20 protein-coding genes are annotated in these 15,544 nt (G+C 34.0%); 12 read left to right on the plus strand and 8 right to left on the minus strand.

Translation table 11 applies throughout. The annotated features are described in order from the left end of the window. Nucleotides 1–9: 9 nt before the first annotated feature. Together kdpC and kdpDN are read left to right on the plus strand one after the other, a co-directional pair. The gene (gene kdpC, locus AC22L0_RS00165) at nucleotides 10–591 is read left to right on the plus strand and encodes a K(+)-transporting ATPase subunit C (protein ID WP_087966351.1); all 582 of its coding nucleotides are present in this window, start codon (nucleotides 10–12) and stop codon (nucleotides 589–591) included. 56 nt (nucleotides 592–647) lie between these two features. Then, entirely contained in the window at nucleotides 648–1,802 is a 1,155-nt protein-coding gene (gene kdpDN, locus AC22L0_RS00170; RefSeq protein ID WP_087966349.1) for a KdpD-like non-kinase potassium sensor, read from the plus strand. 24 nt (nucleotides 1,803–1,826) lie between these two features. Here kdpDN and AC22L0_RS00175 read toward each other — a convergent pair whose 3' ends face one another. Then, entirely contained in the window at nucleotides 1,827–3,008 is a 1,182-nt protein-coding gene (locus AC22L0_RS00175; RefSeq protein ID WP_000748741.1) for an MFS transporter, read from the minus strand. A gap of 140 nt (nucleotides 3,009–3,148) precedes the next feature. On the opposite strand from AC22L0_RS00175, the gene AC22L0_RS00180 reads away from it, so the two are divergent. From AC22L0_RS00180 to AC22L0_RS00210, 7 genes are all read left to right on the plus strand, one after another. Continuing rightward, nucleotides 3,149–3,610, plus strand: a complete 462-nt coding sequence (locus AC22L0_RS00180) for a MarR family transcriptional regulator (RefSeq protein ID WP_000679683.1) — start codon at nucleotides 3,149–3,151, stop codon at nucleotides 3,608–3,610. Nucleotides 3,611–3,738: 128 nt separating this feature from the next. Next, nucleotides 3,739–4,593, plus strand: coding sequence for a patatin-like phospholipase family protein (locus AC22L0_RS00185; RefSeq protein ID WP_000892691.1), 855 nt, complete (start codon nucleotides 3,739–3,741; stop codon nucleotides 4,591–4,593). A gap of 199 nt (nucleotides 4,594–4,792) precedes the next feature. Beyond that, nucleotides 4,793–5,188 (plus strand): hypothetical protein, encoded by a 396-nt coding sequence (locus AC22L0_RS00190; RefSeq protein WP_000676983.1) that lies wholly within the window; start codon nucleotides 4,793–4,795, stop codon nucleotides 5,186–5,188. An 87-nt stretch (nucleotides 5,189–5,275) separates the two neighbouring features. Then, nucleotides 5,276–6,349: an ABC transporter permease gene (locus tag AC22L0_RS00195; RefSeq protein WP_087966347.1), complete on the plus strand. Its 1,074-nt coding sequence runs from the start codon at nucleotides 5,276–5,278 to the stop codon at nucleotides 6,347–6,349. A 9-nt stretch (nucleotides 6,350–6,358) separates the two neighbouring features. Continuing rightward, the gene (locus AC22L0_RS00200) at nucleotides 6,359–7,591 is read left to right on the plus strand and encodes an ABC transporter permease (RefSeq protein ID WP_000465074.1); all 1,233 of its coding nucleotides are present in this window, start codon (nucleotides 6,359–6,361) and stop codon (nucleotides 7,589–7,591) included. After that, nucleotides 7,592–8,242 (plus strand): ABC transporter ATP-binding protein, encoded by a 651-nt coding sequence (locus AC22L0_RS00205; protein ID WP_000615295.1) that lies wholly within the window; start codon nucleotides 7,592–7,594, stop codon nucleotides 8,240–8,242. A 32-nt stretch (nucleotides 8,243–8,274) separates the two neighbouring features. After that, nucleotides 8,275–8,478: a hypothetical protein gene (locus AC22L0_RS00210; protein ID WP_000432806.1), complete on the plus strand. Its 204-nt coding sequence runs from the start codon at nucleotides 8,275–8,277 to the stop codon at nucleotides 8,476–8,478. A 97-nt stretch (nucleotides 8,479–8,575) separates the two neighbouring features. Here AC22L0_RS00210 and AC22L0_RS00215 read toward each other — a convergent pair whose 3' ends face one another. Continuing rightward, nucleotides 8,576–9,877, minus strand: coding sequence for an NCS2 family permease (locus AC22L0_RS00215; protein WP_000482710.1), 1,302 nt, complete (start codon nucleotides 9,875–9,877; stop codon nucleotides 8,576–8,578). Between the two features lie 202 nt (nucleotides 9,878–10,079). Between AC22L0_RS00215 and AC22L0_RS00220 the strand changes: the two genes are divergently transcribed. From AC22L0_RS00220 to AC22L0_RS00230, 3 genes are all read left to right on the plus strand, one after another. Beyond that, entirely contained in the window at nucleotides 10,080–10,946 is an 867-nt protein-coding gene (locus tag AC22L0_RS00220) for an SDR family oxidoreductase (protein WP_001136259.1), read from the plus strand. A gap of 66 nt (nucleotides 10,947–11,012) precedes the next feature. Continuing rightward, nucleotides 11,013–11,774: a L,D-transpeptidase gene (locus AC22L0_RS00225; protein WP_025118307.1), complete on the plus strand. Its 762-nt coding sequence runs from the start codon at nucleotides 11,013–11,015 to the stop codon at nucleotides 11,772–11,774. Between the two features lie 103 nt (nucleotides 11,775–11,877). Continuing rightward, nucleotides 11,878–12,129 (plus strand): hypothetical protein, encoded by a 252-nt coding sequence (locus AC22L0_RS00230; RefSeq protein WP_000834195.1) that lies wholly within the window; start codon nucleotides 11,878–11,880, stop codon nucleotides 12,127–12,129. A gap of 32 nt (nucleotides 12,130–12,161) precedes the next feature. Here AC22L0_RS00230 and AC22L0_RS00235 read toward each other — a convergent pair whose 3' ends face one another. The 6 genes from AC22L0_RS00235 to AC22L0_RS00260 form a co-directional block, all read right to left on the minus strand. Then, a complete protein-coding gene (locus tag AC22L0_RS00235) occupies nucleotides 12,162–12,377 on the minus strand; it encodes a DUF1540 domain-containing protein (RefSeq protein ID WP_001115480.1) in 216 nt (71 codons plus the stop codon). 72 nt (nucleotides 12,378–12,449) lie between these two features. Then, the gene (locus AC22L0_RS00240; protein WP_000738450.1) at nucleotides 12,450–12,902 is read right to left on the minus strand and encodes a thioredoxin family protein; all 453 of its coding nucleotides are present in this window, start codon (nucleotides 12,900–12,902) and stop codon (nucleotides 12,450–12,452) included. 12 nt (nucleotides 12,903–12,914) lie between these two features. Further along, nucleotides 12,915–13,334, minus strand: a complete 420-nt coding sequence (locus AC22L0_RS00245) for a disulfide formation protein C (protein WP_087966345.1) — start codon at nucleotides 13,332–13,334, stop codon at nucleotides 12,915–12,917. Between the two features lie 165 nt (nucleotides 13,335–13,499). Beyond that, the gene (locus tag AC22L0_RS00250) at nucleotides 13,500–13,748 is read right to left on the minus strand and encodes a YhdB family protein (protein WP_001195459.1); all 249 of its coding nucleotides are present in this window, start codon (nucleotides 13,746–13,748) and stop codon (nucleotides 13,500–13,502) included. Between the two features lie 120 nt (nucleotides 13,749–13,868). Then, on the minus strand, nucleotides 13,869–14,381 hold the full coding sequence (locus AC22L0_RS00255; RefSeq protein ID WP_000761029.1) for a PCYCGC domain-containing protein: 513 nt from the start codon (nucleotides 14,379–14,381) through the stop codon (nucleotides 13,869–13,871). A 54-nt stretch (nucleotides 14,382–14,435) separates the two neighbouring features. After that, nucleotides 14,436–15,536 (minus strand): GerAB/ArcD/ProY family transporter, encoded by a 1,101-nt coding sequence (locus AC22L0_RS00260; RefSeq protein WP_001095042.1) that lies wholly within the window; start codon nucleotides 15,534–15,536, stop codon nucleotides 14,436–14,438. Nucleotides 15,537–15,544: the final 8 nt, after the last annotated feature.

Raw genomic sequence — 15,544 nt, forward strand, 5'->3', positions numbered from 1 at the left:
GGGAAAAAGATGGAGAAGAAACAAAGTATGCTATCACCAATTATCCGTATTACTTTTACATTTCTAGTGTTGTGTGGACTTGTATACCCACTTATTGTTACTGGTATTGCACAAGCAGTGATGAAGGATAATGCGGATGGAAGTCTAATATATAATGATAAAAATGAAGTGATTGGTTCTAAATTAATTGGTCAAAACTTCACGGATCCACGTTATTTTCAAGGGCGTGTTTCTAGTATTGAATATAAGGCTGAAGCATCTGGTTCAAATAACTATGCACCATCTAATCCAGATTTAGCAAAGCGAGTAGAGAAAAGTATTGCGGACTGGAAGGAAAAAAATCCAGCTGTTCCAGTTACAGAAGTACCGATAGATTTAGTGACAAATTCAGGTTCAGGGCTTGATCCTGATATTAGTCCAAAGGCGGCCTCGGTGCAGGTGGATCGCATCTCGAAATTAACGAATATTCCGAAAGAAAAACTTAATCAATTGATTAAGGATCAAACGGAAGGCGCTGCACTCGACTTGTTTGGAGAAGATCGCGTGAACGTTTTAAAGTTAAATTTAGAATTACAGAAACTACTGAAATAGTAACAGTGCTACCTCAATCTAATGGATTGAGGTAGCGTTGTTTCGAAAGAAAGGTTGTGAATGTTTTGTATGCAGATGACTATAAACCGACTTTTCAAAGGCGAACACCAGAGGAATATTTAGAATATATTCGTCAGCAAAATCGGGGAAAGTTAAAGTTATATGTCGGAGCAGCTCCAGGCGTAGGAAAAAGTTATAAAATGCTCTTTGATGCAAGGGAAATGAAAAAAGATGGAATTGATATTGTAATTGGTTTAATTGAAACGCATGGAAGAAAAGAGACGGAAGAAGCAATTGCTGATTTAGAAAAAGTTCCTTTGAAAGAAATCCAGTATAAAGGAAAGGTATTTTATGAGCTTGATGTGGAAGGAATAAAAAAACGCGCGCCGCAAGTAGTCGTAGTGGATGAACTTGCGCATAGTAATGTTCCTGGTTCTAAACATAAGAAACGTTATATGGATGTGCAGGAATTGTTAGAGGCTGGTATATCGGTATTATCAGCTTTTAATATTCAACATTTAGAAAGTGTTCATGATATTGTAGCTCAAATTACGAATGTAAAAGTAAGAGAACGAATTCCAGATTTTATTTTACAAAAAGCAAATGAAATTCAGCTCGTTGATGCAACGCCTGAGGTATTAAGGAAGAGACTAATAGACGGAAAGATATATAAAGAAGAAAAAATTCAGCAAAGCTTACAAAACTTCTTTACACTTAATAATTTAGGAGCACTTAGGGAATTATCACTTCGAGAAGTTGCCGATGATATGGACGAGAAAATTAGCCAAACAGTAATAGAACCAATTGGCGTAAAAGAAAAAATTCTCGTTTGTGTACAATACAGTTCAACAGCGGAGAAATTAATAAGACGGGGATGGCGCATGGCTGATCGATTAAATGCTGAATTGTACGTATTAAACGTTGAGAGGGAAAATATAGATTCTATTTCAGCTGGAAAAAAGCAGACGATTGAAGAGTGGAAATCGTTAACCAATCAATTTGATGCGAGTTTTGTATTAGAAGAGGCGAAAGGGAGAAAACCAGCGGATGTTATTATTGAAGTCGCAAGAAGATTACAAGTGACGCAAATTTTACTTGGACAATCTGCAAGAACAAGGTGGGAAGAAATACGAAAAGGCTCTATTGTAAATGAAATTATGAGACAAACAAAGTATATTGATATTCATATTGTTGCGGATCAAAGAGGGTAAAATAGAGCCGACATTTTGGGGGCTCTATTTTAATTTTTGTACAGCATGAAAACTTAGCATTTTCATTGCATATAAGATTACAAGTAAAAACATAATTGCGCCTAGGAAGAAAATCCAAAAGTAATTTTGGTTAAATAAAAGAAATCCACCTATAAGTGGCCCTGTACCCATACCAAGATAGCGGATGAAGTTGTATATACCGATAGCTGTTGCACGTTCTTGTACGAATTCTTCTGTTAATAAAGTAGTGTGAGTTGGCATAGAAAGTCCCATACTAAAACCGTACAAAGATGTAACGATAATGATGAATGAGATATTGATGCTATATGTGAAAGAGAATAAAAAGACACATATAATATTGAAGAAACTCGTAATAAATAAAGTTGGCTTTGTTGTGAGGCGTTTTTGCAAAAACTTGTAGCAAAAACTTCCTAGCATGATAGAAAGAGACATTGGCACAAACATAAGACCAATTTCATTTGCAGCTAAATGAAATGAATTTGCTAAAATGCTCGGTAAAAAAACGAGAAAGCAAAAGTAAATACAAAATTGAATGAAGCCAATAAGAGTAATAGAAAATCCAGTTTTATTTTTTAAGATAAGAGAGTAATTCTTTTGTGCTTTAGAACGCTTAATTACATTTGGCTTTGTTTCTGGAAGTAGTGAAATGTTTATAATTAATAAGATAATGCCAAGTGTAAATAAAAAGAGAAATACAGATAAGTGACCATGTATACTGCCAAGATAACCACCTATGAGTGGAGCCATTGCAGGTGCGAGGGCAAGTAACATTTGGTATAGGCTCATCGCTTCTCCGCGTTCTTTTCCTTCAAATAAATCGCCGATAATCGTTGCTGAAACTACAGGTATAGCCGCTATTCCTATAGCTTGAACAGCTCTAAAAAAGAGAAATAAATAAATGTTTGCCGAAAAAGCACATCCGATTGAACCAATTGTACTAATGACTAAACTAGGAATAAGGACAGATTTTCTTCCTTTTGTATCAATTAAAGGTCCATATACGAGCTGCATAATTGCAAGAACGAATGTGAAAAGTGAAACTGTTACATTTACAAGATAAAGAGAAGTGTGAAAAGAATTTTGAATCATCGGTAAGATAGGTGTGTAAATATTTTGCGCGAAGGAACCGAATAAGGCACTAATACAGACAACATATAAAATAAGAGTTAGTTTAGATTTTTTCATCATGTTAACCTCCTTGTGATTTAGTTTCCTTGGAAACTAAATTTATTTTAACATGATTTTCTTACTTGTAAAGATGAAAAAATGGTTTTAAAATGGTATATAGTTAAATTGTTTCTTTGGAAACTTAGGAGGCGAACGGATTGAAGCATGCAACGAAGCAAATGGAAATACTTTCGGACATTCGTACACTTTTGCATAAAAAAGAAGAATATTTAAAACGACAAAATGAGAAGTTTCTTCGTGAGACAGGCGTAAGTAGTATGTCTTTATCTGAGTTACATGTAATCGAATGTATCGGAAAAAATGGTTTGATGAATGTAACGGCAATTACGACAGAAATGGGCATGACGAAGGGAGCAATCTCTAAAATTTGTACAAAGTTGTTTCAAAAGCAATTCGTTGAGAAGATGCAAATGTTAGATAATCAAAAAGAAATCTTCTTCAGCTTAACGGAGAGTGGGAATGAAATATATAAAGCTCATGAAAAATTGCATAAGCAAGCTGAAGAAAAGTGGTTGTTACTTTTAGATGGATATACGAAAGAAGAGCAAGACTTTATTCAAAGGTTTATAAAGGATGTCTCCGATCATTTGGAAATATAATTGGAAGAAAAAACTCCTTTTTCTCAAGTCTTTTAAATATAATTTCTGAAAGAACTCATATATAATAGAAAAAGATACTTAACATGGTGAATAATTAAAGAGTCAATATATATAGAGGAGAGAGTAACATGCTTGAAAATACGGGGTTAGTATTAGAAGGCGGCGGTATGCGTGGTGTGTACACGGGCGGGATATTAGAATACTTTATGGAACAAGATTTATATTTTCCATATGTAATCGGTGTATCAGCTGGTGCTTGTCATGCAGCGTCGTATCTTTCCAGACAAAGAAATAGAAATAAAACGGTCAATATTGATTATGCATCACATCCGAAATATTTATCGTATAAAAACTTATGGAGAAAACGTCAGCTATTTGATATGGATTTCATTTTTCATGAAATTCCAGAAAAGTATGTGCCGTTTGATTTTGAAACATACTTTAATAGCCCGGAACGTTTCCTTGTAGGAACGACGGATTGTGAAACAGGGCAATCTGTTTATTTTGAAAAAGAAGGAACGAATGATGATGCGCTAAATTTATTACAAGCGTCTAGTTCATTGCCTTTCATTGCACCGGTAGTAAATTACCGCGGTAAACAACTGTTAGATGGCGGGATTTCTGATCCAATTCCAGTTCGTAAAGCGCAAGAGGATGGATTTAAAAAATCAGTCGTTATTTTAACGAGAAATCATGGCTACGCGAAGAAAAAATCAAGGTTTGGATGGGTTGCAGCGAAAGCTTATAAAAAATATCCGAACCTTGTTAACACGATGCTGAATCGTTATGAAGTGTATAATGAAACACTTCACTACATTGAAAAAGAAGAACAAGCTGGGAATTTATTTGTTATTCGTCCAGAAGTGCCGCTTCAAGTAGATCGTATGGAAAAAGATACAGCAAAACTACAAAATTTATACGAGCAAGGCTATGAAGACGCAAAGAGACAATTTGCAGATTTAAAGGCGTTCTTGCAAAAATAAGTATTAGGCTGCGGAGATGGAGTTCTCTGCAGCCTTTTTTTGTATTGCTTGCTTATCCGTTACTTTTTAAAAATGTATGAATGTTTAAGTGTTTAAAGAGTTTGTAAAACATCGGGGTTTCTTGTTGAGGAGAATTTATTTGAAGGATATTATGATGATGTAGCGCTACTAAACTATTAAATTTATGAGGTGATTGTTAATGAAAGGAAAAGTTTTTTCAATTACGACTTTAGTATTATTAGCAACATCAATCTCAACAAGTGCATTCTATCCAACTCTAAGCGGTCACAAAAGCGGTAACCTACTATCTTACAGAGCTCAAACTACTACGAATCAAAATGCATCTCGTTGTTCAGTAGCAATTTCTTTTATTAAATCAAATGGAAATAATTCATATATTGAAAGCGCTTCAGACAAATTAGGATCCCATGAATCTGGAAGAGCATTAAACGCAACTGTGAGTAATGGTGCATATAACGCCTTTGGTGCAAAAGGACTATACTCGGAGCATTATGCAAATGAGAATAATGACTATCAAGAAGATACACACAAAGGTACTTTTGATAGTAATGGTAACTTACGATTGCAGTGGTAAAAAGCATTAAACAGTTGTCTTTATAAATATTTAGATAAGGAGAAGGGGATGTTCATCATCTCCTTCTTATTTAAAAGGAGCACAGACATGTACCTAGCTTTTAAAAATATAAAAAGCAATAAACTGTTTTTCTTAATTCTCCTTATGTCATTTTTTATTTCTTTTCTTTCTATATCAATAGCCGCACTTTTAACAGAGTCTAAACGAAACTTTATATCTGCTTTTCAAATCGGTTTTCCAGAGAAGAACCAAGTTTTAACTGTTCCGATAGCGAATGCAACTGAATTGGAAGAGATAATTCCTTTCATACAAGATACTTTTGTTAAAAGTGATATTTATGTAGAGCATTTAAAAGCATTAAATAGTTCAGGGGCAACAAAGATCATAGCTGTGAATTTAAAAGATGATTATTATTGGAAGCCATATATTTCTGAAGGACAATATTTTCATCGTGAAAATGTAAACGATATGGTTGTTGGCGATCAAACGAATGTAGAGGAGTTATATGAATTTGATGATACATATAAAAAAATAGGAACTATATCAAGAAAAGACAGTGACGTCGGTGTAGCAGGCATATACGTTCCACTTCAAAACTTACCTACTATATCTAAAAAAGGTATTATCGCGAGTAAACAATTACAATTAACAGTTGTTAATCCTACATCATCTATTCATAACGAAATAAAAAAGTTTATGGGTAGGAGTAAAGAAGTGCTTTCGGGAGATGTTCAAATACTGAATGAACGAGATCTTCAGGAACTACATGTGACACATATAGATCCAGCAAATAAGTATTATTATAAATTTATTCTTGTTGCAATTGTTTCTGGCATTTCTGCGGTTTTATTTTGGATTTATAAAAAAGAAAGAGAGATTTCATTAAAAAAAGCAGTAGGTGCTTCTAATATATCTATCTACTGCGAACTATATATTCAAATTTTGTTTATTTCTCTAGCAGCGATGTTCTTAGTTTTTATTACGTTAGAAATATTTTCGGGAACAATTCATACTTATTTTCAGACATACTTAGTAAAACCGTTAACACTATATGTATTGATATGCAATGTTATTTTTATAATTTTTCTTACAATTTTTGTTACTGTAATTCCAATCAAGCACATTATAAATATATATCCCGGAAAACATTTAAGAACGTAGGAGGTCGTCATGTTTTTTATATTTGATTCTATACGGTCTGTGAAAAAACGGTTGTTACCAAGTTTGATTATAGTAATTTCTTTAATTATTGCATTTTCTTCAGCAATAGAATTTGTTAGTAATCTTTCGGGATATCGAAAAATGATGACGGTAGCAAATAATTTATCGACTCATAAAAATTTCTATGAACTTTATGCGACGCAAGATATAACCTTGTTTAGCGAAGAAAAAGCGAAAAATGATTATCAACATTTCATGCAAGGGTTATCTAATATGATACCAATAACAAATAAAACTAATTATCTGTTCCGTAACTATTCACTTAGTTTAAAAAAAGAAAATGGAACGATAAAGACTCTTATTGTTGATAAAGATATTAATAAGTACTTTCGTATACGAATTTCACAAGGAAGATATTTTGAGGAATCGGAATTTCATAAATCAGTATTTGATATTAGACCTGTTATATTAGGGGCTAATTATATAGAAAAGGTATCTATTGGTGATGTTATACCATCTGGAAAAATGAAGCTAAAAGTAATTGGTTTTTTAGAAAAAAATTCACCATTTACATATCCTCGAAGTGGTGAAATATCGGATAATCGTATTACATTATTAGATGACATGGCGATTTTACCAATTGGAACAGAAGAAATAGAGTTCTATAGTGTAGAACTTTTATACAATGGGTTAATTATAGAAACAAATGAGAAGATAAATATAAATGAACTTCAAAAGAAAGTATTAAAGGTAACAGAAGGTAAGGGTTATTCGTATTATGTTACAAATCCGAATAAATTGTTAGAAAACGAAAAACAAGGTATTGATAATATGTCATACCCCTTATTATTAAGCGGTACAGTCTTTTTTTTTTCATTTCTATCTATTGTATTAACATCAATGGCAGCACTTTATATGGAGCGTAAAAATATTTCTATTAGGTCAGCGTTAGGTGCAAGCACTTTTCAAATATGTCTTCCATTTATTATTGAGTATATGTTGCTATTCGTTTTAGCGATATGTATAGGCATAATGTATTTTCAATGGGAGAATAGCGGAGTAATTGAAATTCAGAAAGGGCTAGAAAATAGTATAGTATCTTTCTTTGGAACGTTAAAAGTCTCTATAGAATCATTGGTTGTTATAGGTGCTTTATCAATTGTAATGATCCTCGTTATATATGCAATCATTTATTTCAATGTACTAAAAATAAAAAATACATATATGAAAGAGGTGTTATAGATGATTCAGCTCGCAAATGTGGCTAAGGGATACGGAAAGAGTAATTTTAGTGCTTTACAAGATATTAATCTTACAATAGAAAAAGGCGAAATGATAGCCATTATGGGACCATCTGGTTCTGGGAAATCAACCTTGCTTAACATTATTGGCTTAATTGATAGCCCCTCTACTGGAAAGTATTTTTTAGATGGAATGGATACGAGTACATTCAAGTCAAATTATCATAAGTATAGAAACACGGAAGTTGGATTTGTGTTTCAGAACTTTTCGCTATTAGATGATTATACAGTTGTTGAAAATGTAATGCTTCCGCTTATATATAGAAGAATTTCTCATAAGAAACGTATGCAAATATCAAAAGAAATGCTGAAAATGGTAGGGCTTGAGAGGCATATTAACAAATATCCTTACGAGTTATCAGGAGGAGAACAGCAAAGAACAGCAATAGCAAGGGCTTTAGCACAAGATACAAAAATTATACTTGCTGATGAACCGACTGGTGCTCTTGATCAAGAAAATGGGGAGAAAATTATGAGTATTTTACAAGAGATTAATAAAGAAGGAAAAACAGTGCTAGTTGTTACACATGATCAAAAGGTAGCTGCATATTGTCAGAGGACGATACGGTTACTCGATGGTTGTATGGTGTAATATGGATAATATTATGTGAAGAGGTGATACATATGGAAAATGTCTATAAAGGACTTAGGCATACTGGGTTTATTATGATGTTTATTTTTGGTAGCGTATTTTTACTTCGCTGGTTTATTCATGATGAAATGTTAATAGATCAACTTATTGGTTTTAGTGTGGGCATAGTAATGGTTATTTCATCAGTTTTCATTCAAAAGTATAGTAAAGAATTAAAGGTAGAAGAGAAGTATTAAAAGGTTATAACCTTCTTCATATTTTGGAGGTGCCTTTATAGTTTGAATGATTGTTGTAAAAGAAAAGTAGAGCATCGGATTTCGATGCTCTACTTTTTTAATGTGGTAAGAATATCAATTGATAAGCAAACAAAATTCCAAATACATATACAAGTGGGTGAACAGCACGGAATTTACCTTTTGCCACTTTCATAAGTGGATATGAAATAAATCCAAGTGCGATACCTGTTGCGATACTTGATGTAAGAGGCATGCTTAAGATTACTAAAAATGCTGGGAATGCTTCATCAAATGCGTCCCAATCGATGTGGCGAACTGAACCCATCATAAGACTACCAACGATAATTAATGATGGAGCAGTAATAGCTGATACACCAGAGACAGCACTTACTAATGGTCCGAAGAATGCTGCTAGTGCGAATAGAACAGCTACTGTAACAGTTGTTAAACCAGTACGACCACCAGCTGCAACACCAGCAGATGATTCAATGTAAGCTGTTGATGGTGTCGTTCCGAACATAGAACCAATAGTTGCTGAGAATGAGTCAGATAGAAGAGCTCGTCCAGCTTTTGGGAGTTTTCCGTCTTTCATAAATCCACCTTGTTGAGCTACCCCAAGTAATGTACCTGTTGTATCAAATAATGTAACAAGGAAGAATGAAAATACAACGCCGTATAATCCGTAGTTAATTACGTCAGATACAGCAGTAATTGGATTTGAAACGATAATTCCTTCTGGTAATCCAGGCATTGATGTAACACCGTTTGAGAATGTTAATTGTCCTGTGAAGAAAGCGATAATACCAGTTAATAGCATACCGATAAATAGTGCGCCATTTACATTTAAAGACATAAGGATAATAGTAATTCCAAGTCCAGCTAATGCTAGTAGAACTGGAGCAGAGTGAAGATCACCAAGTCCAACTAAGTTTGCATCATTTTTTGTAACGATACCAGTTAATCGTAAACCGATAAAGGCGATAAATAACCCGATACCAGCAGTAATTGCATGTTTTAAGTTTTCAGGAATTGCTTCCATTAATTTTGTACGGAAAGATGTAAATGATAGCAAAATTAAAATCATACCTGCTACGAATACAGCAGAGAATGCAATTGCGAAAGTCATGCCTTCATGCGCTTTTACAACAGAGTAAGAGAAGTAAGCATTTAATCCCATACCTGGCGCGATTGCGATTGGTAAGTTTGTAAAGATTGCCATAAATAATGTTCCGACAACAGCAGCAATAATTGTTGCTGTAAATGCTTGTTCAAATGGAACACCTGCATCTCCAAGGATAACAGGGTTTACGACAATGATATATGCCATTGTTAAGAAGGTAATAATACCTGCCATAATTTCAGTTTTAATAGAAGTTTTATGTTTTGAAAGGTTAAACATATAAACATCCTTTCTGTTTACGAATAATTTTCACAACAGTTATATATAATATTCGTTTTTTATCTATTTTGCAATAGTTTTGCATAAAAAGTTTATAACAATTCATATTTTGTGTCTTAAATTCGAATATTAATCGTAAACCGATGTGTGAATTTCAGCTTTTTATTGTGCACATGCTAAGGAAAAGGAGTTGAAAGCAGCTATGCCACAGCAAAAAAACTTTATAACAATGCCTGCGCAACATCAAAATAAGCAGCCTGGTATTGAATCATTAATGAATCCTCTACCACAGTTTGAAGATCCCAATTATAAAGGTAGCGAAAAGTTAAAAGGAAAGAATGTATTAATTACAGGGGGAGATAGCGGAATTGGACGAGCAGTTTCCATCGCTTTTGCAAAAGAAGGAGCAAATGTTGCGATTGCTTATTTAGATGAGGAAGAAGATGCTAATGAGACGAAGCAATATGTTGAGAAAGAAGGTGTAAAGTGTGTATTGTTGCCGGGTGATTTAAGTGATGAACAGCATTGTAAAGATGTTGTTCAAGAGACCGTCCAGCAGCTAGGTAGTTTACAGGTTTTAGTAAATAATGTCGCGCAGCAATATCCGCAGCAAGGACTAGAGTATATTACAGCAGAACAGCTAGAAAAGACTTTTCGTATTAATATTTTTTCTTATTTTCACGTTGCGAAAGCAGCCCTTTCTCATTTGAAGAAAGGGGATGTCATTATAAATACGGCATCTATCGTTGCATATGAAGGAAATGAAACGTTAATTGATTATTCCGCGACGAAAGGAGCAATCGTAGCTTTTACAAGATCACTTTCTCAATCGTTAGTGCAAAAAGGGATTCGGGTAAATGGTGTTGCACCAGGACCGATTTGGACACCGCTTATTCCATCGAGCTTTGATGAGAAGAAAGTCTCTCAGTTTGGGAGCAATGTCCCAATGCAAAGGCCTGGTCAACCATATGAGTTAGCGCCGGCATACGTATATTTAGCGTCTGGTGATTCTTCTTATGTTACTGGACAAATGATACATGTAAATGGGGGCGTTATTGTAAATGGATAGTTTTCATTTATAAGAGCAAAGTAATGTTAATTCCACTTATTATAGTGAGCGCTAGGGGGGATATAGCTGAAAAAGTTATGTTTCGTCATACTATTATTTTTCATCCTACCGGTTAGTGCTTTTGCTAATACAGATCATTTAATATTAGTGAATCTTACGACAAATCAGTTGTCTTTTTTTGAGAATGGAAATTATACAAAAACATTTCCAGTAACGACTGGAAGAGATCGTACACCTACGCCTGAAGGTAACTTTTGTATTATAACTAAATTTAAAAATAAAGAATACCATCGAAAAAAAATACCTGGGGGTGCACCGAATAATCCTCTCGGTACGAGGTGGCTTGGACTAGATAAGAATGAATATGCGATTCACGGGACAAATCGGGAATGGACGATTGGAAGTAGGGAATCAAATGGTTGTATTCGCATGCATGACAGGGATATACAATGGTTATATGACAGAGTACAATTACAAACAAAAGTAATCATTTCTCGTTTTCATACGAGCCCCGAATATGAAGCGAATAAGCTTGGTTATCGCGTTGTGAGCTGGAATAGTCGGAAAATAGAAGAAGAACAAATTGGAGTACTTACGCTAGTAGACCGCGCGGATATATATTGGCAAGAACCAAATGGACAGTTAACAAAAGTGAAAACGGTATTGCCAAATGAAAGATATCCAGTGTACTCAAAACGAAAAGATGGAATATATTATATAGGAAACAATTTGTATATTATAGATGAAACAGGAGAGAAAATTCGTTACGAGCAAATTCCTTCTTCAATTTTAAGTAATATATATAAACGGAAATACAATGTTCCGTAATGGCTACCGTTTTATAGACGGTAGCTTATTTATACTTGGAGTTTAACTGCAACTATTATATTTTGCTGAATATAATACAGTACAGATAGGGGGCGGTTATATTATGAAAAGTGAATTTGCGTTTAAAGTTTTTTTAGTAACGACCTGTTTATTTATCGTGTATTTATATGCGTTTCTCGTCTTTTCTTTTTATGTTCCATATGTTGATTTAATATTGTTCTTCGGATTTATTTGGGCGTTTGTGAAAGCGAGGGAAGGAGAGAAGAGTATATATCGGCGCATTACCTTATGCGGGACGGCCGTTCTCGTTATTTTGTACTTTTTTATTATGCATGATTTTTGGAGGGGAATGTAAAAAGCATACGATTAATCGCATGCTTTTTTTGTTTAATATTTAGGCTTAAATGTATGACAACAAGTTTCTACACTCGTTGCTACAGGACTTTCTAGCGTCTCGTTTGTTAAAACAGCAGCTGTATATGAATCATTTTCAGTTTGACCAGTTTCATCTGCATCAGGCTGAACGATGATCGCACTTGCTTGACAAAAGTTACCTTGTCCCCAAAAAGAACAGTTGGAAACAGAACATCTTACTTCTGGCATAAAACCCCCTCCTTATACATTAGTGTGGGATTTTACACCCATTTCATGTGTAGAAGGAGTTTCCTTTTCTAGTTACTTTTTCGTTTGCTCAAGCCATTCTTTTAATTTATCTTTCGGCTGTTCACCGCTAATACGGCTCACTTCTTTGCCATCTTTAAAATGAATGATTGTTGGTGTTCCTTGAATTTTATATTCATCCCAAGGAGCATCTAATTTTTCAATATCCATAACTTTCATATCAACGTTTAAGTCTTTAGCCATTGGCACTAGGACAGGAGATAATTTTTGGCAATGAACGCAAGATGTTTGATAAAAGTATACTGTTTCTTCTTTTTTCTCTTTTAAGTTCTTTTGAAGATCTGAAAGAGAGATTTTATTTGTGTAGTAGTCAGGACCGTTTGTCTTACTTTCAGTAGGATTATCAATCTTTTGGCTAGTAGCATTTTTTTCTTCCATTTGTGTGACAGCGAAAATTGCTACGAACAAGGCGATAATAATACCACCAAATATAAGCATTTTTTTCATTCTTTCATCTCCTTATTTGTTTTTGATGACAATAAAGCTACAAACAGCGATTGTAATAAAGCCGATAAGTGCTAAAAACGGGATTGTAATAAAACCAAACCAGTTTATAAATTCTCCGGTGCAGGGTACACGACCGCAAGCTGCTCCAGCAGCTGAAAACGCTGGGACTTTTTGAATTGCATAGTGATATAAAGAAATACAAGCACCAATACTTGTAATTGGTAAAGAATAACTTGCGATGCGATAATCTTTTTTTGCTACAGCGATACCGAGCCATAAAACGAATGGATACATAAAAATACGTTGATACCAACAAAGTACACAAGGCTCAAATTTCATGATTTCGGAAAAATAAAGACTTCCCAGTGTAGCGATAAAAGAAGCTCCCCATGCGGTAAGTAAAGCATATTCTTGCTTTTTTTCTCGTCTCATATTTTATACCTCTCTTATAATAGTTACATACTAAATTATAGTATGAAGTGGTATGGAAAAGAAAGAAAAAATATGTTTATCAATAAAAGTTTTATGAGGAGAAACTTTTATTGATATAAAAATTTAAAAAAAGCGCCATTCTCCGGAAGAGAATAGCGCTATAGTTTACATTTGAATTTGTTCTACTTCTTCTACATGCGACTTTTGGGATGCGTGGTCAATATATTGAAATAGGAGCTGCAATTGTTTATCAACTTCTGGCAGTTCCTTGCTGTATTGATAAGCGTGTAAAAAATGCTCAATACGCTTAGAAAATAATTGATCGTTCGTTTGAACCATGAGAACGAGTAATTTATCCCAATTACAGCAATACGTGTAATAGAGAGCTTTATCATAGTCGTTATATGTTTGCACTGTGTACCCTCCTTACCGAGAGTTATATATAGTGTGTGATAAGTAAGGAGAAATACACTTGAAAGAATTTGTTAAGAAAAAATGAGAATGAAAAGAAAAAACGAGGAATTCCCTCGTTTTTTAAGCTTTTGGCATTGGCGTAGGTGTTGGTTTGCCATAGCCTTCTTTGTATTTATTATCGATATAGTTACGAATTTCAAGCGTTGATTTTCCTTTTTGTTTCATGGAAGCAGATTCAACTGCAATTTCTAGGCAATTGACGCAAGTCGTTGCATGGGAGTCCCAAACAACTTCACCATTCTTTTTAATTTCACGAATAAAGCAGTTTTTATTATTTTTATGTCCTACACTTTCACCGCAACCACAATAGCATGGAATCCAATCTAATAGCTCTGCATTTTGTCCAGCGACGGTGTAGATATCTTTCATTTGTGGATCAAGCTTATCTAGGAAGGTTGGAAGTGTGTCGACTCCTTTTGTTTTCTCTTGAATGTCAGCTTGCTGAGTGTGCGATGCGTGGTCATGTTCTTCTTGTTTTGATTCAGAAGATTTTTGGTCATTTGTACCAGTACTTCCGCATCCAGCAAGAATTAAGCTTAGTACTGCAAGTAAAGAAAATACATACTTTTTCATTCGCTTGTCCCCTTTACAAATGTATTAATAAAATTGTATCAGACTAAGGGACACCTAGGGAGAAGTTTTTTTTGAACGATTTTTGAAGTGCCATCTTAGTGAATGAAACAAAAATAAAATCGGGATATAAGTGTATACAATATATAAACCCGCTTGAGATAGTACGGTATTTAATGTGTTGATACTTTCACGGTTTGTGAAGAACAGAGAAGCTGAAAATATGATGAAAATAAAAAACGGTAATGTAAATTTAAATGAAATATGAAAGGAACGCTTCATCGTTTGACATGATGACCAAATGGTTAAGCAAAGGTTTGGTAAAATAATTAAAAACCAAACGAAAATAATAATATATTCAAAGCGCTGAATAAAAGGAACTTTAATTATTTTTAACATCGTTAAAGTAGGCCAAATAGTACGGTTTAATTGTCCCTCGCTGTAATACATAAAAGATACGATAGCTAAAACTACATAAATTAAGGTGCTAAAAGCAATTCCAGCATGGGCCCATCTTTTTAAAGATTTTCCTTTTTCAATAAAGGGATAAAAGATAAGAATTGTTTCAAACCCTAGAAATTCCAATGCAGAGTGTTTTGCAGATATAAGCATGTCAAAGGGTGAATGTGTAAAAATAGGTAAAATATTACGAAAATGTGCATACTTCATCGGATAGACTAAAAAGAATACAACGAACATAGGAAGAACAATACCCCAAAAACATATCCCTGTCACAGAACGGAAGCCACCTTTTATAATGTAGTAAGTGACTAATAAAAACATAAGCGTAAGTTTCCATAACTTAATGGTAGGGAAAATCCAAACTTGTATCACTTCTATATATGTACGAAGAACAGTAAGGCAAAATAATAAGCAATAAAGAGTGAAAATTACAGAAAATATAGAGCCAACCCATTTTCCAAAGGTTGTTGTATGAATACTAATTAAATCTCCGTCTTTTTCAAGCATTTTTAACATACAAAACAGTACAATATGAGTTGCAATACCTGCAATAATAAGAGAAATCCAAGCATCATAACCTGCATTTTTCAAAATTACACGTTGATATCCGAGAATTCCTATACCAACCTGGAGAGAATGCAATAAAATAAATGCAAAATATGGAGATACGGTCTTTGTTTTATTCATTGTATTCATTGCTTATT

The organism is Bacillus sp. LQ01 (assembly GCF_057624735.1).